Below are 26,025 nucleotides of genomic sequence, written 5' to 3' on the forward strand. Positions count from 1 at the left end.
CCTTTGTCACGTTCCCAACACAGCGTAGGAAGCAATATGACACTGAAGACGGTCTATGTATTCGGTGGCGACGCCGACCACTCCGATCCGCGCCAGAAGGACAAGACCGTCACCGGGGGCAAGGGCGCGAACCTGGCCGAGATGGCGAGCATCGGCCTGCCGGTGCCGCCGGGCTTCACGATCACCGCTGAAGAATGCGTTGCCTATCTGAGGGATGGTGCGGATTTCTCCGACGGCTTGCGAAGTGCGGTGAGCACGGCGCTGGCCCATGTCGAGGCGACGGTGGGCAAGAAATTCGGCGATGCGGGCGATCCGCTGCTGGTCTCGGTCCGCTCGGGCGCGCGGGTCTCGATGCCGGGCATGATGGACACGGTGCTCAACCTCGGCCTCAACGATGCGACGGTTGCGGGGCTTGCGGCATCGAGCGGGGACGCGCGTTTCGCTTGGGATTCCTACCGCCGTTTCATTCAGATGTATTCGGACGTGGTGCTCGGGATCGATCACGGCCTGTTCGAGGAAGCGCTCGAGATCGCCAAGGAAGACAAGGGCTTCTACAACGATACCGAGATGTCGTCCGAAGACTGGCAGGCGCTGGTGAGCGAGTACAAGGGGATCGTCACAGAGGAACTGGGCAAGCCGTTCCCGCAGGATGTGCACGAACAGCTGTGGGGCGCGATCCGCGCCGTGTTCGACAGCTGGGATTCTGACCGTGCCAAGGTCTACCGCCGGCTGAACGACATCCCCGCCGACTGGGGCACGGCGGTCAATGTTCAGGCGATGGTGTTCGGCAATATGGGCGAAACCAGCGCCACCGGGGTCGCCTTCACCCGCGATCCGGCAACCGGCAACCGCGCCTATTATGGCGAGTACCTGATCAACGCGCAGGGCGAGGACGTCGTCGCGGGCATCCGCACGCCGCAATATCTTACCAAGGCCGCGCGTGATGCGGCGGGAGCCAAGCCGCTCTCGATGGAAGAGGCGCTGCCGCAAGCATACGCCGAACTCGCCCGCGTGTTCGACCTGCTGGAACTTCACTACAAGGACATGCAGGACATTGAATTTACAGTGGAACGTGGCAAGCTGTGGATGCTGCAAACGCGCTCGGGCAAGCGCACCGCCAAGGCCGCGCTCAAGATGGCGGTCGACATGGTGGCCGAGGACCTGATCGACGAGCGCGAGGCCGTGCGGCGGGTCGATCCGATGGCTTTGGACCAGCTGCTCCACCCGACGCTCGACCCCAAGGCCGAGCGCAACGTGCTGACCACCGGGCTTCCGGCCTCACCGGGCGCGGCGGCGGGCAAGATCGTGCTCGACGCCGACACCGCCGAGCAATGGGCCGGCCGCGGCGAAAAGGTGATCCTGGTGCGGGTCGAGACCTCGCCGGAGGATATTCACGGCATGCACGCGGCGCAGGGTATCCTCACCGCGCGCGGCGGCATGACCAGCCACGCGGCGGTTGTCGCGCGCGGGATGGGTCGGCCCTGCGTCTCCGGGGCGGGTCAGGTTTCAATCGACCGCAACACCCGCACCCTCAGGATTGGCGCCACCGAGCTGAAGGAGGGTGATGCGATCACCCTCGACGGGGCGACCGGGCAGGTGATGCTCGGCATCGTCCCGACCGTCGAGCCCGAGCTCGCGGGCGATTTTGGCGTCCTGATGGTGTGGGCGGACAAGCTCAGGCGCATGAAGGTGCGCACCAATGCCGAAACGCCCGAGGATTGCCGCATGGCGCGCCAGTTCGGGGCCGAGGGCATCGGGCTCTGCCGCACCGAACACATGTTCTTCGAAGCCTCGCGTATCTCGCTGGTTCGCCAGATGATTCTTGCCGAGGACGAGGCCGGACGGCGCCGTGCGCTGGAGAAGCTGCTGCCCGAACAGCGCGCCGATTTCACCGCGATCTTCGAGGTGATGGCCGGGCTTCCCTGCACGATCCGCCTGCTCGATCCGCCGCTCCATGAATTCCTGCCACATGCGGATGAGGACTTCGCCGAGCTTGCCGATGCGACGGGGCTGGGGGTCGATCACCTCAAGCGCCGCGCGGGGGAGTTGCACGAATTCAACCCGATGCTCGGCCATCGCGGGTGCCGCCTCGGGATCACCTATCCCGAGATCTACGAAATGCAGACCCGCGCGATCTTCGAAGCGGTTTGCGCAGTGAAGCAATCGACGGGCGAAGCGCCGCTGCCCGAAATCATGATCCCGCTGGTGGCGACCCGGCGCGAACTCGCGATCCTCAAGGCGCTGGTCGACAAGACGGCCGAGGCAGTGTTCGCCGAGGTCGGCACGCGGGTCGAATACCTCGTCGGCACCATGATCGAACTGCCGCGCGCGGCGCTGATGGCGGGCGAGATTGCCGAGGAGGGCGCGTTCTTCTCGTTCGGCACCAACGATTTGACCCAGACGACGCTGGGCGTCAGCCGCGACGATGCGGCGCGTTTCCTCAGCGTCTATGTCGACAAGGGCATCTTCCCGCGCGATCCCTTCGTCAGCCTCGATATCGAAGGCGTCGGTCAGCTGGTCGAACTGGCGGCAGAGCGGGGCAGGGCGACCCGGCCCGACATCAAGCTCGGCATCTGCGGCGAGCATGGCGGCGATCCGGCGAGCATTGCCTTCTGCGAAAGCGTGGGCCTCGATTACGTCAGCGCCTCGCCCTACCGCGTGCCGATCGCGCGGCTTGCGGCAGCGCAAGCGGCGCTGAAGAAGGGCTAGGTTCCGGCAAGCGATCGCCGCCCGGTGAGGGTGACGATCTCGAAGGTCTCGGGCGTCTTGCCGTCTGCGTCGGCGCGCGCGGCAAAGGCGGCGCGGGCGCGGGCAAGGGCGGCTTTGCCAAGCGGCGCGGCGGGCTTCGCCAGCGCATTGCCGAGGCCGGAGTCGCGCAGGTCGCTCACCAAACGGTCGAGCGATGAGTAGCGCACGGTAAGCAGGTGGGTATCAACAACCGGGTCTTTCCAACCGGCGCGCTGCATCAGCCCCGGCGCAGCGCGCGGATCGACCAGCGGGTGGATGCGGCCCGCGGGCCGCTCGGGCTCGGCAGCCAGCATGGCGGCGCGCAGGGCAGCGAGGCTCTGGCCGCCGATGAAGTGCGAGATCACCAGCCCACCGGGCGCGAGCGCGTTGCGCAGGTGAATCAGTGCGCCGGGCAGGTCGTTGACCGCATCGAGCACACCTACCACCACGATTAGATCGAAGCCGCCAGCTGGGAAGGGCGCTTCCAGATCGAGGGTTTCGGGATCATCGACCTCGGCACCGCCCGCCCGCAAATGCTGCGCCAACGTGCCCGTCCACTCGCCGAGCACAAGCGCGCGCGCCGGGGTATGGCGGAGGAAGGCGAGTCGCTCGAGCGTGTCCTCGATCATGTCCTCGGCCAGAAACCGCGCAGCATCCGGCGCAGCGGCGCGGCGGCGGGCGCGGGCGAGGCGGGCGTCGCGGCGGCGGGGGCTGAAGATCGTGGGGATCGCAGGGGCAGTCATCGCCGCTCGCCCTGCCGCGCTTGCCAGCGGAGCGCAAGCCGTGCGACACTCCTGAAATGGCAGTGGTCGCTCAACTTGCCCGCCATGTCGCCCCCGTGATCGACATGGTCTACCCCCCGCGCTGCCCTCTGTGCGGAGCGGCGATTGCGGGGCAGGAGGGGCTGTGCCTCGATTGCTGGAGCACGCTGGAGGTGCCCGCTCAGCCTGAGGCGCATGGCAGTGCGGTGCCGGTTTACGCGGCGACTTATTACACCGAGACCTCGCGCAGGCTGGTGCTGGCCTACAAGCATGGCGGGCGGATTGCGCTGGCGCGGCTGCTGGCGCGGTTAATGGCGGCGCGCCTGCCCGAGGTCACGCCCGGCCGAGCGCCGCCGGTGCTGGTGCCGGTGCCGCTGCATCGCTGGCGACTGTGGAGCCGCGGGTTCAATCAGGCGGCCTTGCTGGCGCGCGAGCTGGCGCGGATGGGCAAGGGCGAGGCCGAAGTTGCCGGGCTGATTCGCCACCGCCGCACGCCAAACCTCGGCGGTCTTGGGCGCGAGGCGCGCGAGCAGGCGCTGGCCGGTGCGATCAGGCTCAACCCGCGGCGGATCGCGCAACTGGCGGGGCGCGATGTCATACTGGTGGATGATGTGCTGACCAGCGGTGCGACCAGTAGAGCCTGCATCGCCGCGCTGGCGCAGGCGCGGCCCGCCTCGATCGCGATGGCCTGTTTTGCGCGGGTGGAGGAAGGGCACCATCTGGCGCATCCGGCGCATCAGAGTAGCCCACAAACATAACGCCCGAGGCCTTTCGACCCCGGGCGCCACGTGACGAAACGGTGAGGATCCACCCTTGCGGGCAGTGGCAGCGACCCCCTAACTTCGCTGCCGGGATCCAGTCCCTATCGTTCAACCGGTCGCGCTGACACCCCGCTGCCAGTCTTGCGGTCCGGTCACCCCCTGAACCCGGCACCGGGCGGTGCCATTGTTCGGTGGAGAACCCCTTGCGAGAGCTCCGAATGGGCTTGTTCCACGCCGCGGCCCGATACGAAAGCCGTTAGCTGCCGGCTTTGTCTTTTTTGCCGCGCCCTGTTGTTTGCGTGCAACAATCGTCGCATGAGCGCCACCATAGAGATATGATCTGTCCAAGACCCGGCCTCAATGGAGTTTCCCGTGACCGACACCCCCCTGACCACCGCCGAGCGCGAAAGCGGCGCGGTGTTTGCACCCCGCTTTGATTCGCAGGGCTTGCTGACTGCCGTGGTGGTCGACGATGCCTCGGGCGAGGTGCTGGTCGTCGCGCACATGAACGCCGAGGCGCTCGATGCGACGCTGGCGAGCGGCAAGGTACATTTCTGGTCGCGCTCGCGCGGCACGCTGTGGATGAAAGGCGAGACCTCGGGCAACGTGCTGGCGGTGCGGCAGATCCGGGTCGATTGCGATCAGGATGCGCTAGTGATCCGCGCGGTGCCCGCCGGGCCGACCTGCCACACCGGCGCGCGTAGCTGTTTCTACCGGGTGCTCGAAACGGGCAAGGGGGAGCCGCGCTTGCGTCGCGACGAAATTTGACGTTCACGTAAGCGTGAGCACACTTGACGCTCACGTAAACGTAAGGTAGATCGGGCGGATGGCTACCGCACCCGCACATTCCGCCGCCGATCCTGCCGGTGAAACGCGTCGCAACGGCGCGCATCTCGACCGTCCGGACGTGCACGCCCGCGAACAGTTCACCATTTCCGACCTTACTTCGGAATTTGGCTGCACCGCCCGCGCCTTGCGCTTTTACGAGGATGAGGGGCTGATCAATCCGGCCCGCGTCGGTCTTACCCGCGTCTATTCCAAGCGCGACCGCGCGCGGCTTGCCTGGATCATGCGCGCCAAGAACGTTGGCTTCTCGCTCACCGAAATTCGCGAGATGATCGACCTCTACGATCTTGACGATGGCCGCGTCGAACAGCGCCGCGTCACGATCGAGAAGTGCCGCACGCACATCGCCAAATTGAAGGCACAGCGCGACGACATCGACTCCTCGATCAAGGAGCTCACCGATTTCGTCGCCGAGATCGAAAAGCTCGACCTCGGCTGAGCCGCCCTCCGACTTTCCAGCACCGCACACCCAAGGGAACACGTGATGCCGACTTATACCGCCCCCACCCGCGACACGCGCTTCGTCGTCAACGAAGTGCTCGACCTTGCCAGCTACGGCAACCTGCCCGGCTTTGAGAATGCCACGCCCGACATGATCGACACGGTCATCAACGAGGCCGGCAAGTTCTGCGCCGAGGTGCTCGCGCCGGTCAATCAGGCGGGCGACGAATATGGCTGCACCCGCCACGAAGACGGCTCTGTCACCACGCCTCCGGGCTTCAAGGAGGCCTATCAGGCCTATGTCGAAAGCGGTTGGGGCACGCTGGCCCAGCCAGAGGAATTCGGCGGGCAGGGCCTGCCCCACGTGCTCGGCTTCGTGCTCGAGGAATATACCGGCACCGCCAATCAGGCCTTCGCAATGTATCCCGGCCTTACCGCCGGGGCGATCTCGGCGATTATCGCCAAGGGATCGGAAGAGCAGAAGGCCGCCTTCCTTCCCAAGATGATCTCGGGCGAATGGTCGGGCACCATGAACCTGACCGAGCCGCATTGCGGCACCGATCTCGGCATGATCCGCACCAAGGCCGTGCCGAACGGCGATGGTTCTTATGCGATCACCGGCACCAAGATCTTCATCTCGGCCGGCGAGCATGATCTCACCAGCAACATCATCCACCTGGTGCTGGCCAAGACCCCGGGCGCGCCCGACAGCACCAAGGGCATCTCGCTCTTCATCGTGCCCAAGTTCCTGCTCGACGCCGATGGCAATCCCGGGGAGCGCAACGGCGTCACCTGCGGGTCGATCGAGAAGAAGATGGGCATTCACGGCAACGCCACCTGCCTGCTCAACTATGACGGCGCGACCGGCTACATGGTGGGCGAGGAGAACAAGGGCCTTGCCGCGATGTTCATCATGATGAACGCCGCGCGCCTCGGCGTCGGCATTCAGGGCTATGCTCAGGCCGAAGTCGCCTATCAGAACGCGGTCAACTACGCGCTCGACCGGCGACAGGGCCGCGCGCTGACCGGCCCGGCCGATCCGGCGGCCAAGGCCGATCCGATCTTCGTGCATCCCGACGTGCGGCGGATGCTGATGGACGCCAAGGTCTTCACCGAAGCCATGCGGGCGCTGTGCCTGTGGGGCGCGCTGCAGGTCGATCTGACCCACAAGGCGCAGACCCCCGAAGAGCGCGAGCTGGCCGATCTGCTGATCGGGCTGATGACCCCGGTGATCAAGGGCTACGGCACCGACAAGGGCTACGACATCGCCACCAATATGCAGCAGGTCTATGGCGGGCACGGCTACGTCAAGGAATGGGGCATGGAGCAGTTCGTGCGCGATAGCCGCATCGCAATGATCTACGAAGGCGCCAACGGCGTGCAGGCGATGGACCTGTGTGGCCGCAAGCTTGCCGCGGGTGGCGGCAAGGCGATTCAGGCCTTCTTCGCGATGATCGACGAGGAAATCGCCTCGGCCAAGCAGGACGAGACCTTGAAGCCCGTCGCCGAGCGGCTTGAAAAGGCGCTGGGCGAGCAGAAGGCGGCGACCATGTGGTTCATGCAGAACGCGATGGCCAACCCCAATCACCTCGGCGCGGGCGCGCATCACTACATGCACATCATGGGCATCGTGACGCTTGGCTTCTTCTGGCTGAAGATGGCCAAGGTCGCTGCGGCCAAGCTGGCGGGCGAGCCTGAGGACAAGGCCTTCTACGAAGCCAAGCTGGTCTCGGCCAACTACTACGCCGAGCGTTTCCTCCCCGATGCGGGCGCGCTGCGGCGCAAGCTGGAAGCGGGCAGCGAATACATGATGAAGCTGCCGGCGGAGGCTTTCGCCACTGCGGCCTGAGCTTGTTTCTTCTGACTGATTTGATGCGGGCCGTCATGCGTGAGCATGGCGGCCCGTGTCATTAGGGCCTTACTCGAAGCGCCCCATCATCCGCTGCGACCCGGCCTTCAGCTTGATGCTGCCGGGCTGCGGTACCGAGGCGGGCCGCTCCCATTGCGCCGCCGAGCGTGCCGATCCGGCACGCGAGCGGGCAGGCGGTGTGGGGGCCTTGGCCGGGGCGGCCGCGACCGGCTCGGGTTCCGGCTCCGGTTCGGGCTCGACCACTTCGACGACCGGTTCCGGCTCGGGTTTAGGCGCAGGCGGTGGGGGAGGCGGCGGAGCGGCTTGCGGCGCAGGAGCGGGCGGGGCGGCTGCCGGTGCGGGCGTGGCAAGCGGTGTGGGCGCGGGCGCAGCAGCCGGTGCGGCCTGGGGCTCGCCCTCGGCGGTTCCGGCGAGGATCTTGGCGGCTACTTCCTCCACCGATCCCACCACCAGCAGCGGCTGTCCGCCGACGATGCCGACGCTGGTCTGCCCGTTTTCGGCGGTGCGTAGCCACGCGACGTTGGAAGCGACGACGAGATAATTGCCGCCGCGCGAATCGAGCTTGATGAATTTCATGCGCGCCGGTCCCCGTGTCGCGGTTGTGAGGCCTGTTTCATTGCCGCAGTAAATAGCCGATCAAGGTTAAGGAATCGCTCCATGTCTTGCCGGACTCGCTCCTCTGGCGCGCAGGGGGCTGGCTAAGCGGGGACCATTCGGCCAGACCGGCGACGGCAACATTGCACGTGGCAAAAGGGAACGGTCGGACAATGGCATGGCACCGGATGGGATTGGCGGCGCTGTTGGCTTTGGCGATGCCTTTGGCAGCGCATCCGCTGGCTGCACAGCCAATTGAAGCGGAGCACCTGCCTGCGTCCTTCAAGGCCGATCTCGATGCGCAATATGATCGGGTGATCGCCGACCTCATTCGCATCACTGAAACCCCCGCACCGCCGTTCAAGGAAGCCGCCCGCGCCGAACTGTTTGCCCAGATGCTACGCAACAGCGGGCTGACCGACGTGACCATCGACGAGAAAGGCAACGTCCTCGCGTTGCGGCCCGGGCGCGAGGAGGGGCCGGTGTTCGTCGTCTCCGCCCATCTCGACACCGTCTTTCCCGAAGGCACGCCGATCACCGTCACGCGCGACGGAGAGCGGCTGCTGGCACCGGGGATCGGTGACGACAGCCTCGGCCTCGCTTCGATCCTCGCCTGGGTGCGGGTGCTGGAGCGGCACGACATCTCCACCCGACAGTCGATCCTGTTCGTCGCCACGGTGGGCGAAGAAGGGCCGGGCGATTTGCGCGGCGTGCGCCACCTCTTCACCCAAGGCGCGTGGCAGGGACGGATCGGAGCCTTCATGTCGATCGACGGGACGGACGCCGGGCGGATCGTCCATGCGGCGGTCGGCTCGCGGCGCTACCGGCTCGTGTTCAAGGGGCCGGGCGGGCACAGCTATGGCGCCTTCGGGATCGTCAACCCGATGGCCGCGATGGCTGAGGCAGTGCGCGGCATCTACGCGATACAGGTGCCGGAGGAGCCCAAGACGACCTATTCGGCCAGCGTCGTCAGCGGCGGCACCTCGGTCAATTCGATCCCGGCCGAAGTGGCGCTGGAGATCGACATGCGCTCAGGCGATGCGGCGCTGCTGCGAGACCTCGAAACGCAGGTGCTGGCAGCAGCCGAGGTAGGGGTGGCCAGCGAGAATGCCTCCCGCTCGCAACGCGCGGGTGCGGTCTCTTTGGTGGCGGAACTGACCGGGGATCGCCCCGGCGGCGTCACGCCATCCGATCACTCCCTCATCAGCAATGCGCTCGCGGCCAGCCAGGCGGCGGGGTTCCAAGCGCGGCTCGACGACTCCTCGACCGACAGCAATATCCCCATGAGCCTCGGCATCCCAGCTGTGACCATCGGCAGCGGGGCCGGGGGCGGGCGCACCCACAGCCTCGACGAATTTCTCGTTATCGAATGCGAGCGCTTCGTCGCCGGGCTCTCGGTCGGTTTGACGGTGATCCTCGCGCAGACCGGGGCCGAGGTGCCCTGACAGCGCTTATTCTACCGGGAGGAAGTCAGGCACCGAGAGGTAACGCTCGCCGGTATCGTAGTTGAACCCCATCACCCGCGCGCCCGGTGCCAGTTCGGGCAGCTTGGCGGCAATCGCGGCGAGTGTCGCACCGCTCGAAATGCCGACCAGCATCCCTTCCTCGCGCGCGGCGCGGCGGGCCATTTCCTTGGCTTCCTCGGCATCAACCTTGATCGCGCCGTCGATCGCGTTGGTGTGGAGGTTGCCGGGGATGAAGCCCGCGCCGATGCCCTGAATCGGGTGCGGGCCGGGCTGGCCGCCGTTGATGACGGGCGAGAGCGCCGGCTCGACGCCATAGGCCTTGAAGCCGGGCCAGTGCTTCTTCAACTCCTCCGCGCAGCCGGTGAGGTGGCCGCCGGTGCCGACCCCGGTGATCATCACGTCGATCGGCGTGTCGGCGAAGTCGGCGAGAATCTCCTGCGCGGTCGTGCGCGCGTGGATCGCGGGGTTGGAGGCATTGTCGAACTGGCTCGGCATCCATGCGCCTTGCGTGCCTGCGACCAGCTCCTGCGCGCGCTCGATCGCGCCCTTCATTCCCTTTTCGCGCGGGGTGAGGTCGAAGCTCGCGCCGTAGGCGAGCATCAAGCGGCGGCGCTCGACCGACATCGATTCGGGCATCACCAGCACCAGCTTGTAACCCTTGACCGCGGCGACCATTGCAAGGCCGATCCCGGTGTTGCCCGAGGTCGGCTCGACGATGGTGCCGCCCGGCTTCAGCGCGCCGCTGGCCTCAGCATCCTCGACCATTGCGAGGGCGATGCGATCCTTGATCGAGCCGCCGGGGTTGGCGCGTTCGGACTTCACCCACACCTCGTGATCTGGGAACAGTCGGGCAAGGCGGATATGCGGGGTGCCGCCGATGGTGGCGAGGATGTTGTCAGCCTTCATGTCGATACCTCTTTCTTGAGCGCTTGCGGCTCGAAGCTGCGGGCGCGGCGCAACTCGGGGAAATACCACGCCCAGACCAATGTCACGACTATCGCACCCGCGCCGCCGAATACAACCGCGCCGGTCGCGCCGAGGATCGCGGCGGCAAGGCCCGATTGCATTTCGCCCAATTCGTTCGAGGCCGAGATCGCAAGGCCCGAGATCGCCGAGACCCGACCGCGCTTGTCGTCAGGCGTGAAGAGCTGGACCAGCGAAGACCGGATAAAGACCGAGACCATGTCGACCGCGCCCATCATCGACAGGATCACCAGCGAAAGCGCAAAGCTGCGCGAATAGGCGAAGGCGATGGTCAGCGCTCCGAAGGCTGCGACAGCCCAGAGCATCTTGACCCCTACCTCGCGGTCAAGCGGGCGGAAGGACAGGATCAAAGCCACACTTGCTGCGCCGAGCGCCGGGGCGGCGCGCATCAGGCCGAGGCCCTCTGGCCCTACGAACAAGATGTCGCGCGCAAACACCGGCAACAGCGCAGTTGCGCCAGCCAGCAGCACCGCAAACAGATCGAGCGTGATGCAGCCCAGCAGAAACCGTTCGCGCCAGACATAGATCAGCCCTTCGATCATCTGGCGCACTGGCTTCAGCGGCGGGCCTTCGTGCTTGGCGCGGATCGGGCGGACGGTGAGGATCAGCACCCCCGCCATCAGCAGCATCGCCGCCGAAAGTGCGTGCGGCAACCAGATCACCTCGGCATAGACCAACCCGCCCACCGCCGGCCCTGCGACGCTGGCGGTCTGCCAGGCGATCGAGGACAGGGCGATGGCGCGCGGGAGGAGGGCAGGGGGCACGATATTGGGCGCAATCGCGCTCATTGATGGGCCCACGAAGACCCGCGCCGTGCCGTGGGCGGCAGCGAGGATGAAGAGAATCGGCAGGTTCAGCGCGTCGGCCCAGGTCATCACTGCCAGCACCACCGCCACGCAGCCGTCGATCCCGTTGGCGAAGGCCGCGACATGGCGCCGGTCGAACCGGTCGGCGGCAAGGCCCGCCACGGGGGTCAGCAGGAACAGCGGAATGAACTGCGCGAGGCCCAAAAGGCCGAGCTGGAACGAAGCTTCGGCCACACTCATCCCATAGTCGTCGCGCGCCACCTCGTAGAGCTGGTAGCCGAGCAGCACGACCATCGACATCGTGGCGAACACCGCCATGAAGCGGGCGAGCCAGTAACGCCGGTAATCGGGGATCCGGAGCGGAGAGGAAGGTTCGGTCACGCGCGCGCCATGGCAGGCTCATGCGCGCCTGCCAAGCGGGGGAAACGGGGGCTAGCGCGAACGGCGCAGACGCGGGTTGGGCTGGAGCTGGTCGATGATCGTGGCGAAGTCGTCGAAACGGATGATCCGTTCGAACTGGAAGCCCGCGCGATTGTCGCGCACCCAGATTACATAGGCCTCGATCCGGCCTACCACGGGCAGACGGATGATGATGCGATCGCCGCGGTTAAGCTGCGTTGCGTTGTCGACCATAAAGCCATGCGCCGAGAGGTTGCTGACGTGCAGATGCAGGTCGCCGTGCACGAAATGCTCGACAATCGCCGGAAAATCGACCGGGTGCCGCGCCGCACGGCGCAAATCGGTTACGCTGAGATTTGCTCCACCCGCCACGTGCTTGCGATCCTTCCCTTCGTCTGGGGTCTGACGAACGGAAATGCCGCAGAAAGGCTGACAATTGGTAAAGAGCCGTAAGGCCTAGCGATGCACCAGCGTGTGCCGTTTCTTGCCGAGGCTGAGGCGCAGTGTCTGCCCTTCTGCCGGGAGCACAAGCTGCGCGGGATCGGTGATTGTCTCGCCGTCGAGCTTTACCGCGCCTTCCGCCAGCTTGCGCTTGGCCTCGCCGCCCGATGCGGTGAGGCCGATGGCGGTCAGCAGCGCGGCGATGCGCATCCCTTCGCTGCCCACCGCAAGGCTGGGCAGATCCTCGCCCGCGCCCGATCCGGCAAAGGTCTCGCGTGCGGTCGCCTCGGCACGGGTTGCCGCATCCTCTCCGCGGACGAGCTTGGTCACCTCGTTGGCGAGCACCACCTTGGCGGCATTGATCTCGGCACCCTCAAGCGTTTCGAGCCGGGCGATCTCATCCAGCGGCAGATCGGTGAACAGGCGCAGGAACTTGCCTACGTCGGCATCGTCGACATTGCGCCAATATTGCCAGAAATCGTAGGACGGGAGCTGCTCCTCGTTAAGCCACACCGCGCCTGCGGCGGTCTTGCCCATCTTCGCGCCGCTGGCTGTGGTCAGCAGCGGGGTGGTGAGGCCGAACAGGTCCGAGCCGTCCATTCGCCGGCCAAGCTCCATCCCGTTGACGATATTGCCCCACTGGTCGCTGCCGCCCATTTGCAGGCGAACCCCGAACTCCTTCGACAAGTGCCTGAAATCGTAGCCTTGCAGGATCATGTAATTGAACTCGAGGAAGGTCATCGGCTGTTCGCGCTCAAGCCGCAGGCGCACCGAATCGAAGGTCAGCATCCGGTTGACGGTGAAGTGCGTGCCGACTTCCTGCAGCAACTGGATGTAGCCAAGCTTGCCGAGCCAGTCGTGGTTGTTGACCATCACCGCATCGGTGGGCCCGTCGCCAAAGGTCAGCAGCTTGTCGAAGACGGTCATGATCGAGGCGATGTTCGCTTCGATCGTTTCGTCGGTGAGCATCTTGCGGCTCTCGTCGCGGCCCGTGGGGTCGCCGATCCGGGTGGTGCCGCCGCCCATCAGCACGATCGGCTTGTGGCCGGTCTGCTGAAGGCGGCGCAGCATCATGATCTGCACGAGGCTGCCAATGTGAAGCGAAGGCGCCGTGGCGTCGAACCCGATATAGCCTGGCACGACCTGCTTGGCGGCAAGCGCATCGAGCCCTGCCGCATCGGTCTGCTGGTGGATGTAGCCACGCTCGTCGAGCAGGCGCAGGAGGGCGGATTCGTATGTGCTCATAGGGCGCGCCCCTATCAGGCGGCGCGCGCGGCGTGAAGTGGCTTGCCGGACGGCGGGCGAGGGGGCAGGGATGGAGGATGCACCCGCTCATGCTTCATGTCGCCTGCGACCTCGGCCCGATCCGCGCGGTCACCGCCGCCATCACCGCGAGCGCGCAGGGGTGCGAGGCAGAATTCCGGCTCGATGGGTATGTGCCCGCCATCATCCTGCCCCCCGCGGCGGCACCCGCTAGGCAAGACAATCTTTGGCAGACGACCTGTTTCGAGATCTTCTGGCAGCCGCTCGGCGGGACGGCCTATCGCGAGTTCAATCTTTCGCCCTCGGGCCAATGGGCGGCCTATGACTTCGATTCCTTCCGCGAGGGGATGCGCGATGCGCCGGTAGAGGCCATTGCGGTCGCCTGTTCGCATGACGATGCAGGGCTGGTGCTGAAGGCCAGCATCGCGGCCGATCTGCCGGACCCGGCGCAGGTCGCGCTCAACGCGATTGTCGAGCACGCCGACGGCGGCAAGCAATATTGGGCGCTGGCCTTCCCGCCCGGGAAGCCGGAGTTTCATTCCGAAGCCAACCGCGCGCTGATCGTCGAGCGTTAGGCAGAAGCGGATCCGCCGAAGGGCCGGTTGAGCTGCACGATCTTGCCGTTGAGCACGAAGGCAAAGCTTACCCAGATGAAATAGGGCACGTTGAGCCACCCGGCGAAGCTGTCCCCCGCAAGGCGCGGCAGCACCACCATCAGAGCGACGACCGACAGCCACAGGAACACGTTCTCGGCCAGCGCCCAGTCGGGCCGCTTGAGCTTGAAGAACAGCGGCGACCAGGCGAAATGCATGATGAAATTGGCGATGAACAAAGCCCAGATTCCGATCCGGGCTTCAGGGGTGGGAGCCTGGGTCAGACCGATGTAGAAACTCCACCCCGCAAGGCCGAGAATTATCGTCCACGCCGGGCCGAACAGCCAGTCAGGCGGTTGCCACGGGGGCTTGCGCAGCTGGCGATACCACGGCCCGATCTCGGTCAGCGCCCCGCCCGCGCCGCCAAGGATGATGGCCCAGGTGGCGGCGATGAGGGCGTTGGTCCAGTCGATCTCCATGACCCCCCAACCCCGCGAGTGGCAGCAATGTTCCCGGCCCGCGCAAAGCAATTGCCTTTGCGCCGCGCCTGTTCCAACGCTGCTGCCCATGAAGAATGGCATCGACCGGCTGCTGGCCGACCCCGAACTCCTCCGCCAACTCAAGGGCCGCCGCGTCGCGCTGGTGGCTCATCCGGCGAGCGTGACGTCAGATCTCACCCACAGTCTCGATGCGCTGATCGCCGCCGGAGTGCAGGTCAACAGCGCCTTTGGCCCGCAGCACGGGCTGAAGGGCGACAAGCAGGACAACATGGTCGAGACCGCAGACGAGATGGATCCGCGCTACGGCATCCCGATCTTCTCGCTCTATGGCGAGGTGCGCCGCCCCACGGGCCAGATGATGTCGAGCGCCGACGTCTTCCTGTTCGACCTGCAGGACCTCGGCTGCCGGATCTACACCTTCGTCACGACCTTGCTGTATTTGCTCGAAGAAGCGGCCAAGGCGGGCAAGGAAGTGTGGGTGCTCGACCGACCCAATCCCGCCGGTCGCCCGGTCGAGGGGACGCTGCTGGTGCCGGGGCAGGAAAGCTTCGTCGGTGCCGCCCCGATGCCGATGCGCCACGGCCTCACCATGGGGGAAATGGGCCACTGGTTCATCGAGCATTTCGGGCTCGACGTCGCCTACAGGGTGGTGACGATGGAGGGCTGGCAGCCCGATGGCGCTGGGAATGGCTGGCCGACGTCACGCCTGTGGATCAATCCCTCGCCCAATGCCGCCAACGTCAACATGGCGCGCTGCTATGCCGGGACGGTGATGCTGGAGGGCACGACCCTGTCCGAAGGCCGCGGCACCACACGCCCGCTGGAGGTGCTGTTCGGCGCGCCCGACATCGACGCTGGCGGGGTTCTCAATGTGATGCGCAAGCTCGCGCCCGAGTGGCTGGAGGGCTGCGCGATCCGTGAATGTTGGTTCGAACCGACTTTCCACAAGCACGCAGGAACGCTTTGCAACGCATTGATGATCCACGCGGAAGGTGAATTCTATGATCACCATGCCTTCAAGCCGTGGCGCTTGCAGGCGCTGGCCTTCAAGGCGATCCGCACGCTTTACCCGGACTATCCGCTGTGGCGCGATTTCCCTTACGAATACGAGCTGACCCGTCTGGCGATTGACGTCATCAACGGTGGGCCTGCCTTGCGCGAATGGGTCGATGATCCCGCCGCCACGCCGCACGATCTTGACGTCATGACGTCACATGACGAGGCCGCATGGGTTGCGGCGGTGCGGGGTCATCTGCTTTACTGACTGACGTCACGGCCCGGCGACGAGATTGCATCGGCCCTGCGATGACACGACAACGGATGGCGGACAAACGGCCACCGATGGGAGAGAACACGACATGGCCACCACCGCCGTCACGGCGCCCCGCGCGAATTCCGTCCGGCTCACCTTGTGGATCCTGCTCACGGTCTATGTCTTCAATTTCATCGACCGCCAGATCGTCAACATCCTCGCCGAGCCGATCGCGCGCGATCTCGATCTGAACGATACCCAGATCGGGCTGATGACAGGGCTGGCCTTCGCGCTGTTCTACACCGTGCTCGGCATCCCGATCGCCCGTTTTGCCGACCGGCCTACGACCAATCGCCCGCGGCTGATCGCGGTGGCGCTGGCGCTGTGGTCGGCGATGACGGCGCTGTGCGGTCTCGCGCAGAATTTCTGGCAGTTGCTGCTCGCCCGGATCGGCGTGGGCGTGGGAGAGGCGGGCTGCACGCCGCCCGCGCATTCGCTGATCGCCGACATCGTGCCGCCGGAAAAGCGATCCTCGGCGCTGGCGTTCTATTCGCTCGGCATTCCGGTGGGCACGCTGCTCGGGATGCTCATCGGTGGCATGCTGGCTGACTACGTGGGCTGGCGTGAAGCCTTCGTGATTGTCGGACTGCCTGGCGTCATGCTGGCGCTGGTGCTGTGGTTTGTGCTCAGGGACCCGCGGCGCTCCGACGCTGCTGCGATCCTGCGCGCCAAGAACCCGCCTCCGGTGTTGCCGCTGGGACAGGCGCTGGGCGAGGTGATGGGCTCGCGCGCTTTCCTGCTGCTGTTGTGTGCCGGATCGGCAGCCTCCTTCCTTGCTTATGGCAAGACCACCTGGACCACGATCTTCTTCCAGCGCACCCACGATCTTTCGCCCGGACAGGTAGGGCTGTGGTTCGGGGTTATCGCTGGCATTGGCGGCATGATGGGAACATGGTTGGGCGGCTATCTGGCGGACCGTTTCGGCGCGAAGAACCGCCGCCATGTGCTCACGGCGCCCGCGATCGGCATGGCGCTTGCGGTGCCGCTGGCGATCGCCGCTTATCAGGCGTCAAGCTGGACGGTCGCGCTGACGCTGCTGTTCGTGCCGCAGGTGCTGAATTCCTTCTACTACGGCCCGACCTACTCCGCTGCGCAGGGGCTGGTGCCGCTGCGGGCGCGGGCGATTGCGGCGGCGGCGCTGCTGTTCTTCCAGAACCTGATCGGGCTGGGGCTGGGGCCCTTGTTCTTCGGGATGCTGTCGGACTGGCTGCAGCCGGCCTATGGCGCGGAGTCGGTGCGCTATGTGCTCTACGGCGCGGCGGTGCTGGGGCTGGTGCCGGCGTTCTTCTTTTGGCGCTGTAGCCTCCACCTCGACCGCGAGCTCGACCAGAAGGGTTAGTCCGGCGCGCGCACCGGTTGAACCAGCGTCACCAGCACGAAGCTGATCAGCATCAGCAGATACCAGCTGCCATATTTGGCGAGGCTGACCATCTGCCATTCCTTCTCCTGCCCGGGATAGTTCCAGGCATTGGCGAAGGTGGCGATATTCTCGGCAAACCAGATGAACAGCGCGACGAGGCCAAAGCCCACCAGCAGCGGCATCCAGCGATGCACCCGCCAATTGCGGAAGTGAACGCGAGTGCGCCAGAACAGCAACGCCGTGACGCCAAACAGTCCCCATCGGATGTCGAGCGTGAAGTGGTGGGTGAAGAAGTTCGCATAGATCGCCGCCGCCAGCGCCCATGTCGTCCACGCGGGCGGATAGTGGGCGAAGCGGAAGTCGAAGATCCGCCACACCCGCGCGATATAGCTGCCGACGGCGGCATACATGAAGCCCGAGAACAGCGGCACCGCGCCGATGTGCAGCACGCTCGCTTCGGGATAGGTCCATGATCCGGCCTGCGTCTTGAACAGTTCCATCACCGTGCCGACAACGTGGAAGATCAGGATCACCCGCGCCTCGCGCCATGTCTCGAGGCGGAAAGCAAGCATGGCGCCTTGAATGCCAATCGCGGCCAGCGTCAGGAAGTCATAGCGGTGGAGCGCTGCGTTGTCGGGGTAGAACAGGTGTGTCCCCAGTAGCAGCGCCAGCAGCAACCCGCCGAACAGGCAGGCCCAGCCTTGCTTGAACCCGAACAGCAGGAACTCATACAGCCACAGCCGCCAGCCCGTGCCGGGGTCGAAGGCTTCGAGGTGGAGGCGGACGGCTTCGAAGCGGGTGTGGCGTCGTGACGTCATACCACGCGGGAATGACCAGCCCGTACGCTGCCGTCAACGCCTACTCGCGCTCAGCCGGATCGTCGCCCGCCCGCGGCATCCAGCGCGCCTCACCGGGCAGCGGCGTGCGTAGGCTCACGGCCCACTTTTTCCCCCCGATCTCGACCGCACCGCGCGCCTTGCGGGTTTCGAGAAACGCCAGCAGCGCATCCATGTCGTTGATCGGAATTAACAGGCTGTAGCTATCACCACGCTGTATCGTCGCAGCGTGATCGAGCCCCGGCCATTCCTCCGGCCAGATAATCGAAGCTTCGGGCGCATATTCGTAGGGCCAGATCATGACCTCGATCGCTTCAGGTTCCCACACCTCGGACTTGGGGTTCTGGTATTCCTGCAGCAAAGTGATCATGCCCAAAAGCTTGTCACTGGCATCCCGCCGATTGCGATGCCGTGACGTCGCGCCATAGGCGACCACTGCCAGGTTATCGCGGAAATCGATGATGATGGACGACGGCTGGTCGGTGATACTCGTATAGGCCGTGTAGTCATCGATCCCCGCCAGCTTGACCTTGGCGGCCAGCGCCGCGCTGTCAGCCGCTGCGAGGGTCACCGCCTGATAGCCCGCATCGGCCCGATAGATTACCGTTCCATCGTCATAGAGCACGAAGCGGGGGGAGTCCGACCCGATCATCATCGCCCAGGGATCGGTCTCGATATAGACGATGACCGGCTCGGCATCGGCTACGGGCGGATCGGCAAAGGCGGGTGCCGCAAGAAGCAGCACTACCAACGCGGTAAAGAGCCTGCCGAGCACCACCGCTGCCATCAACGCTTGCGAGGAAGCTCAGCCATTTGCTCCGGGGAAAGCTGGATACGGCCAAGCGGAGGGGTCGGCGCCGGGCCACCGCCCTTGACCAGCACCACCGAGCAGCCATCGATCCGCCGGTCGACCGCGTAGATCATCTGCCCCATGTCCGCCGTCGCAGGCCCGCGTTCGAAGCGCGGTTGCCGACCGGGATTGTCGCCCGTCGGCAGGTTGCTGTCAGGGCAGCGCTGCCCGGTTTGAAAGCCAGAACGCAATTCGCGGATGGTAGCAACCGGCGGTTCGTCGAGGGGTTGCGCCGGGGCGGGGGGCGCATCGCTGGCACCGAGCAGGGCAAGGACGAGCGGCAGGACGAGATAGTGCATGACAGTCTCCTTCGGCTGCAAGAATATCACAAAAGCCCGCTTTTCCAACAAGCTTGGCGCAGCGTCAGCAGTTGGGAGGAATGTCATCCTTCGTCAGAAGGCGCCGGGCGAGCGATCGGTCATAGCCTCCTGCGTCGAGATGGACGGCGATGAGGGATGGAAAGTTCAAACCCGTTTCGAGCGTGACGTCGGCGGGTCCGGGCGCATTGCCTTCGTAGATCACGGCCCCACGGCCCGCTGCGCCGAGCTCGTAGGTCATGAAGTCCATCATCCGGTCCGTGCTCACCAGTTGTTCGTCCGGTGTAAGCACGAGGGCAAAGCCCATCCCGCACACGAGGCCGGGGCCCGAGAACTGCGTGACGATCAGGTGGGGGCGATCCTGGTCAGGCGGCAAGCGCTCCGAACGGGCGAGGGGGACGCTTTGCGCCGCCTGCTGCGCCGAGCATGACGTCAGCGCCAGAGCGACGCCAGCGGCGAGAACCGCGCGTGCCCTCAAGCCCCGTGCTTCCGCGACAGCTCCCGCATCGCGTCATCCAGCCCTTCGAGCGTCAGTGGATACATCCGGTCGCCGACCAGTTGCTTGATCATCTTGGTCGACTGCGAATAGCCCCACTGCTTCTCCGGCACCGGATTGAGCCACACGGTTGCAGGATAGGTGTTGGCCACGCGCTGGAGCCACACCGCGCCCGCTTCCTCGTTCATGTGCTCGACGCTGCCGCCCGGATGGGTGATCTCGTAGGGGCTCATCGCCGCATCGCCCACGAAGACGATCTTGTAATCGTGGCCGTATTTATGGAGCACGTCCCAGGTCTTGGTGCGTTCCTGCCAGCGGCGCTTGTTGTCCTTCCACACGCCTTCGTAGAGGCAGTTGTGGAAGTAGAAGAATTCGAGGTTCTTGAACTCCGCAGTGGCGGCGCTGAACAGCTCTTCGACCAGCTTGATGAAGGGGTCCATCGACCCGCCGACGTCGAGAAACAGCAGCAGCTTGACGGCATTGCGCCGCTCGGGACGCATCTTGATGTCGAGCCAGCCCTGCTTTGCGGTGCCTTCGATGGTGCCGGGAATGTCGAGCTCGTCCGCCGCGCCTTCGCGGGCGAAGCGGCGCAACCGGCGCAGTGCCATCTTGATGTTGCGGGTGCCAAGCTCCTTGGTGTTGTCGAGGTTCTTGAACTCGCGCTTTTCCCAGACCTTGATCGCGCGGCCGTGCTTGCTCTCGCCGCCGATGCGCACGCCTTCGGGGTTGTAGCCCGAATTGCCGAAAGGCGATGTGCCTCCGGTGCCGATCCACTTGTTGCCGCCCTGATGGCGCTTTTCCTGTTCCTCGAGCCGCTTTTTCAGCGTCTCCATGATTTCGTCCCAGTCGCCCAGCGACTTGATCTTCTCCATTTCCTCAGGGGAAAGGAACTTCTCGGCCACCGCCTTCAGCCAGTCCTCGGGAATGTCGACCGGGTTCTGGCCGTAATCGGACATGATCCCCTTGAAGACCTTCTGGAACACCTGATCGAAGCGGTCGAGCAGGCCTTCATCCTTCACGAAGGTCGCGCGGGAGAGGTAATAGAACGCCTCGGGAGTCTGCTCGATCACGTCCTTGTCGAGCGCCTCCAGCAGCGTGAGGTGCTCCTTGAAGGACGCGCCGATTCCGGCGGCTCTCAGCTCATCGATGAAGTTGAAGAACATGGGCCGCTGCTTACCCCGCAGGCTTCGGGCTGACCAGTCCCCAATCTTGAGGGTGGCAGGGCGCATTTTAACCCTTGGCTTACCATCCCCGGTTAGGGTGCAGTCGCACAGATAAAAGGTCGCAATCGCTCATGAACTCGCTCGCCATCGATACCGCCCACGCCCATGCCTTGGGGATGATCCCGGAAAGCTGCGGCGCGGTGACGGTTGGCTGCACCGACGTCGCGGGTGTGGTCGAGGCGGTGATCGCCTCCTCGCGCACGCTGCGTTCGGAGCACGAGGCGCTGGCCGAGACGGTGCGCGCGCTCGAGGCCGACCAGCACAAGGTTGCCGAGGCGAGCGACGAGGCGCGGCTCTTGTCCGAACGCGCGATCGAGCGCCTCAATGAAGGCACGGCGCTGATCCAGTCCTCGCTCGGGCAGATTGCGGGCCTGATCGAACTGGTCGACACGCTCAGCCAGCACGTCACCAGCTTTTCCGCCGCGATGGAACAGGTGCGCCGCAGCGCGCAGGATATCGACGAGATTGCCGAGACCACCAACATCCTCGCATTGAACGCCACGATCGAGGCGATGCGCGCGGGCGACGCCGGGCGCACCTTCGCGGTGGTCGCGGCCGAGGTGAAGAGCCTCGCCAACGACACCCGCAAGGCGACCGAGGAAATCGCCGCCACCATCGACGCGCTGGGCGGCGAGGCCGAGGTGGTGATCGGACGGATCGAGGCCGGATCGAAGGCCAGCGGCGAGGCCCGTGCGAGCGTCGCGCAGATCGAGAGCACTATCGCCAACGTCGGCGCGCTGGTCGAGGAAGTCGACAAGCAGAATGACGTCATCGCCCGCTCGACTGGCACGATCAGCGGCCATGTGGACAAGGTGCAGCGCGTGCTGACCGGCTTCGATACCGCTGCGCGCAGCAACGAAGATCGCCTCCACGGCGCGCATCGCAAGATGGAGGAGCTGGAAATCACGGCCTCCGAAATGTTTGACCGGATCGTGCAGGCAGGCCTCTCGCCCGAGGACAGCGCGATGGTCGCGCAGGCGCAGGCGATGATGCGCGAGGTCGCTGCCCATACCGAGGCTGCGATCGCCAAGGGCGCGGTCAGCATGGCGGCGCTGTTCGATACCGATTATCAGCCCGTGCCCGGCACCAATCCGCAGCTCTATCGCACGCGGCTGACCGATTGGGCCCATGCCGAATGGCGACCCTTCCTCGACCGCGCCAAAGCCGGCGACACCCGCGTTCTGGCTGCGGCCTGCACCGACATGAACGGCTTTTTGCCCACGCACCTCACTGAACGCAGCCGCACCCCCACCGGCGATGTCGCGCACGACACCCAGTTCTGCCGCAACGGGCGGATCATGCTGGAAGCGATCGACCGCAAGGCCAAGGCCAGCCAGGCGCCCTACATGATGGCGGTCTATCGCCAGGAGGGCGACGGCAATACCTATGTCGTGGTGCGCAATGTCTATGTCCCACTGGTGATCGGCGGCAAGCGCTGGGGCGATTTCGAGCTGGCCTACAGCTTCGACTGAGCGCTCCGCGCAGCCGGGCCGGGTCTTGCGGCGTTAGGCTCAAGCGGTTAACCGTTAACCTTTACGGGTAACGGAGAGACGCAATGCGGGGCCTGCGGCTCGCAGAGGTCTGGGTGCTGGCAGCCGCGCTGCTGGCTGCGGCTTGCGTGCCCGAGGTCTTGGGCGCCGAGCCGGAGGCGCGCCGGACGGCCTCGGCCTTGCCTGACACCGCAGCCCTGACCGAGGCGCTCCCCAAGCCGCCCCCGACCCGCAGCGTCAGCGAGCTTTTGCAAAGCGGCGTGGTGATCGCCATCAGCCTGTCATCGCAGCAGATGCACGTGTTCCGCGACGGGGCCTATTGGCGCTCCAGTCCGGTATCGACCGGCAAGCGCGGGAAGGAGACCCCGCCGGGGGTCTTCGCGATCCTGCAGAAGAAGAAATTCCACCGCTCAAACCTCTACAGCAATGCGCCGATGCCCTTCATGCAGCGCCTGACGTGGGACGGGATCGCGATCCACGCTGGACGCCTGCCGGGCTATCCCGCCTCGCACGGCTGCATCCGCATCCCCGATGCCTTCGCCCGCGAGCTATTCGCGATTACCGGGCCGGCCTCGACCGCAGTGATCGTGGTGGACGAGGCGCTGCCGGGTGAGGCCGATGCGCTCGCACTGGCGCAGCGCACCGATGCGCTGGTGCCGATCAACCCCGACCTGCTGAAGCGCGAGGGGCCCCTGCTGGCGAAGGCCAAGGCGGCACCGGAGGGCAGGTTGCCGGCTTCACGCACGATCGCTCTGCCGGGGCCCGCCGCAATCGCAACTGCGCTGCCGCTGGGATCGCAGACCATTCAACTCGCCGCAGCTATTAGTCCCGAGGATGCTGCCACCCAGTGGCAGGCACTGTCCGCGCGCAGCGCGGCCCTGCGAGACATGCAGATGGTGGTGATCCCGGCGATGGTGAACGGCAAGCAATATTACCGCCTGCGCGCCTCGGCGCCCGGTGCCCACGCGACGTGCACCGCGCTCAAGCGCGCCGGGATTGATTGTTTCGCGGTGAAGTGAGCGAAGATGCGCGCGTGCCGGACACTGGCCCGGCACGCGGCTCTCAAGCCGGTTGGATTAGAACCAGGGCTTGTGGCCCTCGACATAGATCCGGTTGAACTCGGCTTCGGGCTTGGTGAGGTAGAGGATCGCCTCGACCAGGCACACCACGCCGATGATCATCAGCGGGATGATGCCAATCAGCACCAGAGTGAGCAGATAGCTGATGATCGTCCCCACCAGCAGGATCACGCCTTCCTTGGTGTAACCGAGATAGAACTTGTGAACGCCGAGGCTGCCCAGGAACAGAGCAAGCAATCCGGCAGCGATCGGTGACTTGGTTTCCATGATGTGATCCCCCTTAAGGCCCTGAGGCAGGCCAAGAGCTATCGCATGAAACGCCCGGTCACAAGCCTGATCCGTTGCCCGTTTCGGACCTTTTCCTCAGCTCGGATTGCGCCGGGCCATGAAGGCGAGCCGTTCGAACAGCATGATGTCCTGTTCGTTCTTGAGCAGCGCACCATGCAGCGGAGGGATCGCGCTGGCGGGGTTGGCGCTTTGCAGGACGTCCAGCGGCATGTCCTCGTTGAGCAACAGCTTGAGCCAGTCGAGCAACTCGCTCGTCGAGGGCTTCTTCTTCAGGCCCGGCACTTCGCGCAGGTCGTAGAAGATATCCATCGCCTTCTTCACCAGCGTCTTCTGGATGCCGGGGAAGTGGACGTCGATGATGTCTTGCATCGTCTCGCGGTCGGGGAACTTGATGTAGTGGAAGAAACAGCGGCGCAGGAAAGCGTCGGGCAGCTCCTTCTCGTTGTTTGATGTGATGACGACGATCGGGCGCTCCTTGGCCTCGATCCGCTCCTGCGTTTCGTAGACGTCGAAGCTCATGCGATCGAGCTCCTGCAACAGGTCGTTCGGGAACTCGATATCGGCCTTGTCGATCTCGTCGATGAGCAGCACGGGAAGCTGCGGCGCGGTGAAGGCCTCCCACAGCTTGCCCTTTTTGATGTAGTTGCGGATGTCGTGGACGCGCTCTTCGCCCAGCTGCCCGTCACGCAGGCGCGCCACGGCGTCATATTCGTAGAGGCCCTGATGTGCCTTGGTGGTGGACTTGATGTTCCACTCGATCAGCGGGGCGTTCAGCGCCTTGGAGATTTCATGCGCCAGCACGGTCTTGCCGGTGCCGGGCTCACCCTTCACCAGCAGCGGGCGGCGCAGCGTCACGGCAGCGTTGACGGCAACCTTGAGGTCTTCGGTGGCGATATAGGACTTCGTGCCTTCGAAACGCTGCTGCTGCTCGGTCATGGGTTTTCCTGTGAGACTGAATTTCGCGCTCAGCGATAAGGGCGCGCTCGGCGCTGCGCAAGGGGGAGGGGTACTCCCAAATCAGCGAGGCAATAGCAGAATCCGCTGGGCGATGCCTTCCAGCTTGCCCTCGTCCACCACTGCCGCCGGGTTGTTCCACCCCAGCGTGAGCACCCAGTCGCGCCCGGTCTGGTCGGTAAGCAACCACGTAAGGTTGATCACCCCCGGCTCGCTCCCGCCCTTGAAGCCGATGTAACGCCACTTGTCCTTGACCATGCCGGTGGTCGCCGGGTTGATCGCCATGATTTCGAACACCTTGGGGTCGGCGGTGCGGCGCATATACGCGAACAGTTTGGCGAGGTCGGCGGGCGAGGCAAACCACTCGATGTCGAGCGCCTTGGGACCATTGGCGAATGCGGCGTTGATGACGTCCAGCGTGGGGCTTTCGCTGGCGGTCTGAACGACGTCGATGATCGCCCGCTTGCCCGCATCGCCGCTGCGCCAGTCGGCCAGCGTCTCAGCGTCACCCGCCTTGAGCATGAATAGCTGGCGGGTCGTCAGGAAGGGATCGTTAGCCGCTGGATCGCTGTGCCCGCTGTCGCGCATCAGCTTTTGCAGGCGATCCTGACCCAGCTCCTTGATCAGCTGGTCGGTGGCAGTGTTGTCGCTGATCGAGATCATCAGGCTCGCGAGCGTGTGAAGCGTCACCGGCGCGCCCTTGGGCCAGTTCTGGAGCTGCCCGCTGGGATAGCTCTTCTCGGTCAGCGCCACGACGTCGGTCCACTTGCGGCGGCCTGCCTTCACGTCCTCGGCCAGCGCGGCGAGGACATAGAGCTTGAAGGTGGAACCCAGCGCGAGGCGCGTATCGGCGTTGCGGCTGATCAGCGGCGTGCCGCCACCCAGCGGCGCGAACCATGCATTGACGCTGCCGGGCAGGGCGGCGAGTTCTGCCGCGATCGCCTCGGCGCTGTCGCCTTCGACCGCGACGGCATCGACCGAGGTGAACAGCAATTCGCTGATCCGGTTGTCTTGCGCCGGGTCGATCGCGAGGCTGCCCTTGGCGAGACCGCGCTCGAACCGGATATGCAGCACTGCGCGGGTGCCCTCGGGCGGGGCGAGCAGCGCCACCTCGATCGCCGGGCCGAACTGGCCGGTTAGTCCCGCCGCCAGCGCCTTGACCTGCGCATCGGCGACCGCGGCGCGGAAGCCGTCGGTGAAAATCGTCTCCGGCTGCACCGTGCCGTTTAGCAGGGCCACGATCTGATCCGCGCGTTGTTCCAGCGCCGTCTTTGCGACGGTGTCCCGTGCTTCAGGCATCTGCGCCAACGCCTGCGGCGGCACCGCCAGCGCCATTAGACCAAGGCACGCAAACCACTTCATCGGCAC

General features: G+C 65.4%; 26 protein-coding genes. 11 read left to right on the plus strand and 15 right to left on the minus strand.

Annotated elements, in window-relative coordinates; genetic code table 11:
* Positions 1–36 precede the first annotated feature (36 nt).
* Entirely contained in the window at positions 37–2,709 is a 2,673-nt protein-coding gene (gene ppdK, locus BZF59_RS06865) for a pyruvate, phosphate dikinase (RefSeq protein ID WP_086607515.1), read from the plus strand.
* Here ppdK and BZF59_RS06870 read toward each other — a convergent pair.
* Positions 2,706–3,470 (minus strand): methyltransferase domain-containing protein, encoded by a 765-nt coding sequence (locus tag BZF59_RS06870; protein WP_086607516.1) that lies wholly within the window; start codon positions 3,468–3,470, stop codon positions 2,706–2,708. The two genes, ppdK and BZF59_RS06870, sit on opposite strands and share 4 nt — an antisense overlap.
* 56 nt (positions 3,471–3,526) lie before the next feature.
* Between BZF59_RS06870 and BZF59_RS06875 the strand changes: the two genes are divergently transcribed.
* From BZF59_RS06875 to BZF59_RS06890, 4 genes are all read left to right on the plus strand, one after another.
* Positions 3,527–4,246, plus strand: coding sequence for a ComF family protein (locus tag BZF59_RS06875; protein WP_086607517.1), 720 nt, complete (start codon positions 3,527–3,529; stop codon positions 4,244–4,246).
* A 363-nt stretch (positions 4,247–4,609) separates the two neighbouring features.
* Positions 4,610–5,017, plus strand: a complete 408-nt coding sequence (gene hisI, locus BZF59_RS06880; RefSeq protein WP_086607518.1) for a phosphoribosyl-AMP cyclohydrolase — start codon at positions 4,610–4,612, stop codon at positions 5,015–5,017.
* 58 nt (positions 5,018–5,075) lie between these two features.
* Positions 5,076–5,534: a MerR family transcriptional regulator gene (locus tag BZF59_RS06885; RefSeq protein ID WP_086607519.1), complete on the plus strand. Its 459-nt coding sequence runs from the start codon at positions 5,076–5,078 to the stop codon at positions 5,532–5,534.
* 45 nt (positions 5,535–5,579) lie between these two features.
* Positions 5,580–7,385, plus strand: a complete 1,806-nt coding sequence (locus tag BZF59_RS06890) for an acyl-CoA dehydrogenase C-terminal domain-containing protein (RefSeq protein WP_086607520.1) — start codon at positions 5,580–5,582, stop codon at positions 7,383–7,385.
* A 69-nt stretch (positions 7,386–7,454) separates the two neighbouring features.
* On the opposite strand, the gene BZF59_RS16350 is transcribed toward BZF59_RS06890, so the two are convergent.
* Complete coding sequence (locus BZF59_RS16350) at positions 7,455–7,982, minus strand: hypothetical protein (RefSeq protein ID WP_086607521.1); 528 nt, start codon at positions 7,980–7,982, stop codon at positions 7,455–7,457.
* A 191-nt stretch (positions 7,983–8,173) separates the two neighbouring features.
* Here BZF59_RS16350 and BZF59_RS06900 point away from each other — a divergent pair, with 191 nt between their 5' ends.
* On the plus strand, positions 8,174–9,445 hold the full coding sequence (locus BZF59_RS06900; protein ID WP_086607522.1) for a M20/M25/M40 family metallo-hydrolase: 1,272 nt from the start codon (positions 8,174–8,176) through the stop codon (positions 9,443–9,445).
* A gap of 6 nt (positions 9,446–9,451) precedes the next feature.
* Here the strand turns inward: BZF59_RS06900 and cysK are convergent, their stop codons facing one another.
* From cysK to tyrS, 4 genes are all read right to left on the minus strand, one after another.
* Positions 9,452–10,372 carry a cysteine synthase A gene (gene cysK, locus BZF59_RS06905; protein WP_086607523.1) on the minus strand — a complete coding sequence of 307 codons (921 nt, stop codon included), beginning with the start codon at positions 10,370–10,372 and terminating at the stop codon, positions 9,452–9,454.
* Positions 10,369–11,637: an MFS transporter gene (locus BZF59_RS06910; RefSeq protein ID WP_086607524.1), complete on the minus strand. Its 1,269-nt coding sequence runs from the start codon at positions 11,635–11,637 to the stop codon at positions 10,369–10,371. Before BZF59_RS06910 ends, cysK begins: the two co-directional genes overlap by 4 nt.
* 51 nt (positions 11,638–11,688) lie before the next feature.
* Positions 11,689–12,027: a PilZ domain-containing protein gene (locus BZF59_RS06915; protein ID WP_086607525.1), complete on the minus strand. Its 339-nt coding sequence runs from the start codon at positions 12,025–12,027 to the stop codon at positions 11,689–11,691.
* 84 nt (positions 12,028–12,111) lie between these two features.
* On the minus strand, positions 12,112–13,341 hold the full coding sequence (gene tyrS, locus BZF59_RS06920) for a tyrosine--tRNA ligase (RefSeq protein ID WP_086607526.1): 1,230 nt from the start codon (positions 13,339–13,341) through the stop codon (positions 12,112–12,114).
* Between the two features lie 77 nt (positions 13,342–13,418).
* On the opposite strand from tyrS, the gene BZF59_RS06925 reads away from it, so the two are divergent.
* The gene (locus BZF59_RS06925) at positions 13,419–13,934 is read left to right on the plus strand and encodes a DOMON-like domain-containing protein (protein ID WP_086607527.1); all 516 of its coding nucleotides are present in this window, start codon (positions 13,419–13,421) and stop codon (positions 13,932–13,934) included.
* On the opposite strand, the gene BZF59_RS06930 is transcribed toward BZF59_RS06925, so the two are convergent.
* Positions 13,931–14,431, minus strand: coding sequence for a TspO/MBR family protein (locus BZF59_RS06930; RefSeq protein WP_086607528.1), 501 nt, complete (start codon positions 14,429–14,431; stop codon positions 13,931–13,933). The genes BZF59_RS06925 and BZF59_RS06930 overlap by 4 nt on opposite strands.
* 88 nt (positions 14,432–14,519) lie before the next feature.
* Here BZF59_RS06930 and BZF59_RS06935 point away from each other — a divergent pair, with 88 nt between their 5' ends.
* Together BZF59_RS06935 and BZF59_RS06940 are read left to right on the plus strand one after the other, a co-directional pair.
* Positions 14,520–15,716: an exo-beta-N-acetylmuramidase NamZ family protein gene (locus BZF59_RS06935; RefSeq protein WP_086607529.1), complete on the plus strand. Its 1,197-nt coding sequence runs from the start codon at positions 14,520–14,522 to the stop codon at positions 15,714–15,716.
* A 94-nt stretch (positions 15,717–15,810) separates the two neighbouring features.
* Positions 15,811–17,103 (plus strand): spinster family MFS transporter, encoded by a 1,293-nt coding sequence (locus tag BZF59_RS06940; protein ID WP_086607530.1) that lies wholly within the window; start codon positions 15,811–15,813, stop codon positions 17,101–17,103.
* Here the strand turns inward: BZF59_RS06940 and BZF59_RS06945 are convergent.
* The 5 genes from BZF59_RS06945 to BZF59_RS06965 all read right to left on the minus strand — a co-directional run bounded on the left by BZF59_RS06945 (position 17,100) and on the right by BZF59_RS06965 (position 20,786).
* A complete protein-coding gene (locus tag BZF59_RS06945) occupies positions 17,100–17,942 on the minus strand; it encodes a DUF817 domain-containing protein (protein WP_086607531.1) in 843 nt (280 codons plus the stop codon). The two genes, BZF59_RS06940 and BZF59_RS06945, sit on opposite strands and share 4 nt — an antisense overlap.
* Before the next feature lie 40 nt (positions 17,943–17,982).
* Positions 17,983–18,750, minus strand: coding sequence for a hypothetical protein (locus BZF59_RS06950; RefSeq protein WP_086607532.1), 768 nt, complete (start codon positions 18,748–18,750; stop codon positions 17,983–17,985).
* Positions 18,747–19,109, minus strand: coding sequence for a hypothetical protein (locus BZF59_RS06955; protein WP_086607533.1), 363 nt, complete (start codon positions 19,107–19,109; stop codon positions 18,747–18,749). Before BZF59_RS06955 ends, BZF59_RS06950 begins: the two co-directional genes overlap by 4 nt.
* A gap of 64 nt (positions 19,110–19,173) precedes the next feature.
* A complete protein-coding gene (locus BZF59_RS06960) occupies positions 19,174–19,605 on the minus strand; it encodes a hypothetical protein (RefSeq protein ID WP_086607534.1) in 432 nt (143 codons plus the stop codon).
* A complete protein-coding gene (locus BZF59_RS06965) occupies positions 19,602–20,786 on the minus strand; it encodes a vWA domain-containing protein (protein ID WP_086607535.1) in 1,185 nt (394 codons plus the stop codon). Before BZF59_RS06965 ends, BZF59_RS06960 begins: the two co-directional genes overlap by 4 nt.
* A gap of 131 nt (positions 20,787–20,917) precedes the next feature.
* Here BZF59_RS06965 and BZF59_RS06970 point away from each other — a divergent pair, with 131 nt between their 5' ends.
* Both BZF59_RS06970 and BZF59_RS06975 read left to right on the plus strand, forming a co-directional pair.
* The gene (locus BZF59_RS06970; protein ID WP_086607536.1) at positions 20,918–22,318 is read left to right on the plus strand and encodes a methyl-accepting chemotaxis protein; all 1,401 of its coding nucleotides are present in this window, start codon (positions 20,918–20,920) and stop codon (positions 22,316–22,318) included.
* 83 nt (positions 22,319–22,401) lie between these two features.
* On the plus strand, positions 22,402–23,355 hold the full coding sequence (locus tag BZF59_RS06975; RefSeq protein WP_086607537.1) for a L,D-transpeptidase family protein: 954 nt from the start codon (positions 22,402–22,404) through the stop codon (positions 23,353–23,355).
* Positions 23,356–23,412: 57 nt separating this feature from the next.
* On the opposite strand, the gene BZF59_RS06980 is transcribed toward BZF59_RS06975, so the two are convergent.
* The 3 genes from BZF59_RS06980 to BZF59_RS06990 all read right to left on the minus strand — a co-directional run bounded on the left by BZF59_RS06980 (position 23,413) and on the right by BZF59_RS06990 (position 26,019).
* Positions 23,413–23,682 carry a TM2 domain-containing protein gene (locus BZF59_RS06980; RefSeq protein ID WP_086607538.1) on the minus strand — a complete coding sequence of 90 codons (270 nt, stop codon included), beginning with the start codon at positions 23,680–23,682 and terminating at the stop codon, positions 23,413–23,415.
* Positions 23,683–23,778: 96 nt separating this feature from the next.
* On the minus strand, positions 23,779–24,639 hold the full coding sequence (locus tag BZF59_RS06985) for an AAA family ATPase (protein ID WP_086607539.1): 861 nt from the start codon (positions 24,637–24,639) through the stop codon (positions 23,779–23,781).
* A gap of 81 nt (positions 24,640–24,720) precedes the next feature.
* On the minus strand, positions 24,721–26,019 hold the full coding sequence (locus BZF59_RS06990) for a serine hydrolase (protein WP_158094288.1): 1,299 nt from the start codon (positions 26,017–26,019) through the stop codon (positions 24,721–24,723).
* Between the last annotated feature and the right edge of the window lie 6 nt (positions 26,020–26,025).

This window comes from Erythrobacter donghaensis (assembly GCF_002155425.1).
In the GTDB taxonomy this organism is placed as follows: domain Bacteria; phylum Pseudomonadota; class Alphaproteobacteria; order Sphingomonadales; family Sphingomonadaceae; genus Erythrobacter; species Erythrobacter donghaensis.

Bases quoted from the DNA above. Each gene is read 5' to 3' on its own strand.
- BZF59_RS06940 (WP_086607530.1), top strand. From the start codon at position 15,811: ATGGCCACCACCGCCGTCACGGCGCCCCGCGCGAATTCCGTCCGGCTC.
- BZF59_RS06970 (WP_086607536.1), top strand. From the start codon at position 20,918: ATGAACTCGCTCGCCATCGATACCGCCCACGCCCATGCCTTGGGGATG.
- cysK (WP_086607523.1), bottom strand. From the start codon at position 10,372: ATGAAGGCTGACAACATCCTCGCCACCATCGGCGGCACCCCGCATATC.
- BZF59_RS16350 (WP_086607521.1), bottom strand. From the start codon at position 7,982: ATGAAATTCATCAAGCTCGATTCGCGCGGCGGCAATTATCTCGTCGTC.
- tyrS (WP_086607526.1), bottom strand. From the start codon at position 13,341: ATGAGCACATACGAATCCGCCCTCCTGCGCCTGCTCGACGAGCGTGGC.
- BZF59_RS06990 (WP_158094288.1), bottom strand. From the start codon at position 26,019: ATGAAGTGGTTTGCGTGCCTTGGTCTAATGGCGCTGGCGGTGCCGCCG.
- BZF59_RS06975 (WP_086607537.1), top strand. From the start codon at position 22,402: ATGCGGGGCCTGCGGCTCGCAGAGGTCTGGGTGCTGGCAGCCGCGCTG.
- BZF59_RS06900 (WP_086607522.1), top strand. From the start codon at position 8,174: ATGGCATGGCACCGGATGGGATTGGCGGCGCTGTTGGCTTTGGCGATG.
- BZF59_RS06890 (WP_086607520.1), top strand. From the start codon at position 5,580: ATGCCGACTTATACCGCCCCCACCCGCGACACGCGCTTCGTCGTCAAC.
- BZF59_RS06930 (WP_086607528.1), bottom strand. From the start codon at position 14,431: ATGGAGATCGACTGGACCAACGCCCTCATCGCCGCCACCTGGGCCATC.
- BZF59_RS06935 (WP_086607529.1), top strand. From the start codon at position 14,520: ATGAAGAATGGCATCGACCGGCTGCTGGCCGACCCCGAACTCCTCCGC.
- BZF59_RS06885 (WP_086607519.1), top strand. From the start codon at position 5,076: ATGGCTACCGCACCCGCACATTCCGCCGCCGATCCTGCCGGTGAAACG.
- BZF59_RS06980 (WP_086607538.1), bottom strand. From the start codon at position 23,682: ATGGAAACCAAGTCACCGATCGCTGCCGGATTGCTTGCTCTGTTCCTG.
- BZF59_RS06875 (WP_086607517.1), top strand. From the start codon at position 3,527: ATGGCAGTGGTCGCTCAACTTGCCCGCCATGTCGCCCCCGTGATCGAC.
- BZF59_RS06965 (WP_086607535.1), bottom strand. From the start codon at position 20,786: ATGTTCTTCAACTTCATCGATGAGCTGAGAGCCGCCGGAATCGGCGCG.
- BZF59_RS06925 (WP_086607527.1), top strand. From the start codon at position 13,419: ATGCACCCGCTCATGCTTCATGTCGCCTGCGACCTCGGCCCGATCCGC.
- hisI (WP_086607518.1), top strand. From the start codon at position 4,610: ATGGAGTTTCCCGTGACCGACACCCCCCTGACCACCGCCGAGCGCGAA.
- BZF59_RS06870 (WP_086607516.1), bottom strand. From the start codon at position 3,470: ATGACTGCCCCTGCGATCCCCACGATCTTCAGCCCCCGCCGCCGCGAC.
- BZF59_RS06985 (WP_086607539.1), bottom strand. From the start codon at position 24,639: ATGACCGAGCAGCAGCAGCGTTTCGAAGGCACGAAGTCCTATATCGCC.
- BZF59_RS06955 (WP_086607533.1), bottom strand. From the start codon at position 19,109: ATGCACTATCTCGTCCTGCCGCTCGTCCTTGCCCTGCTCGGTGCCAGC.
- ppdK (WP_086607515.1), top strand. From the start codon at position 37: ATGACACTGAAGACGGTCTATGTATTCGGTGGCGACGCCGACCACTCC.
- BZF59_RS06945 (WP_086607531.1), bottom strand. From the start codon at position 17,942: ATGACGTCACGACGCCACACCCGCTTCGAAGCCGTCCGCCTCCACCTC.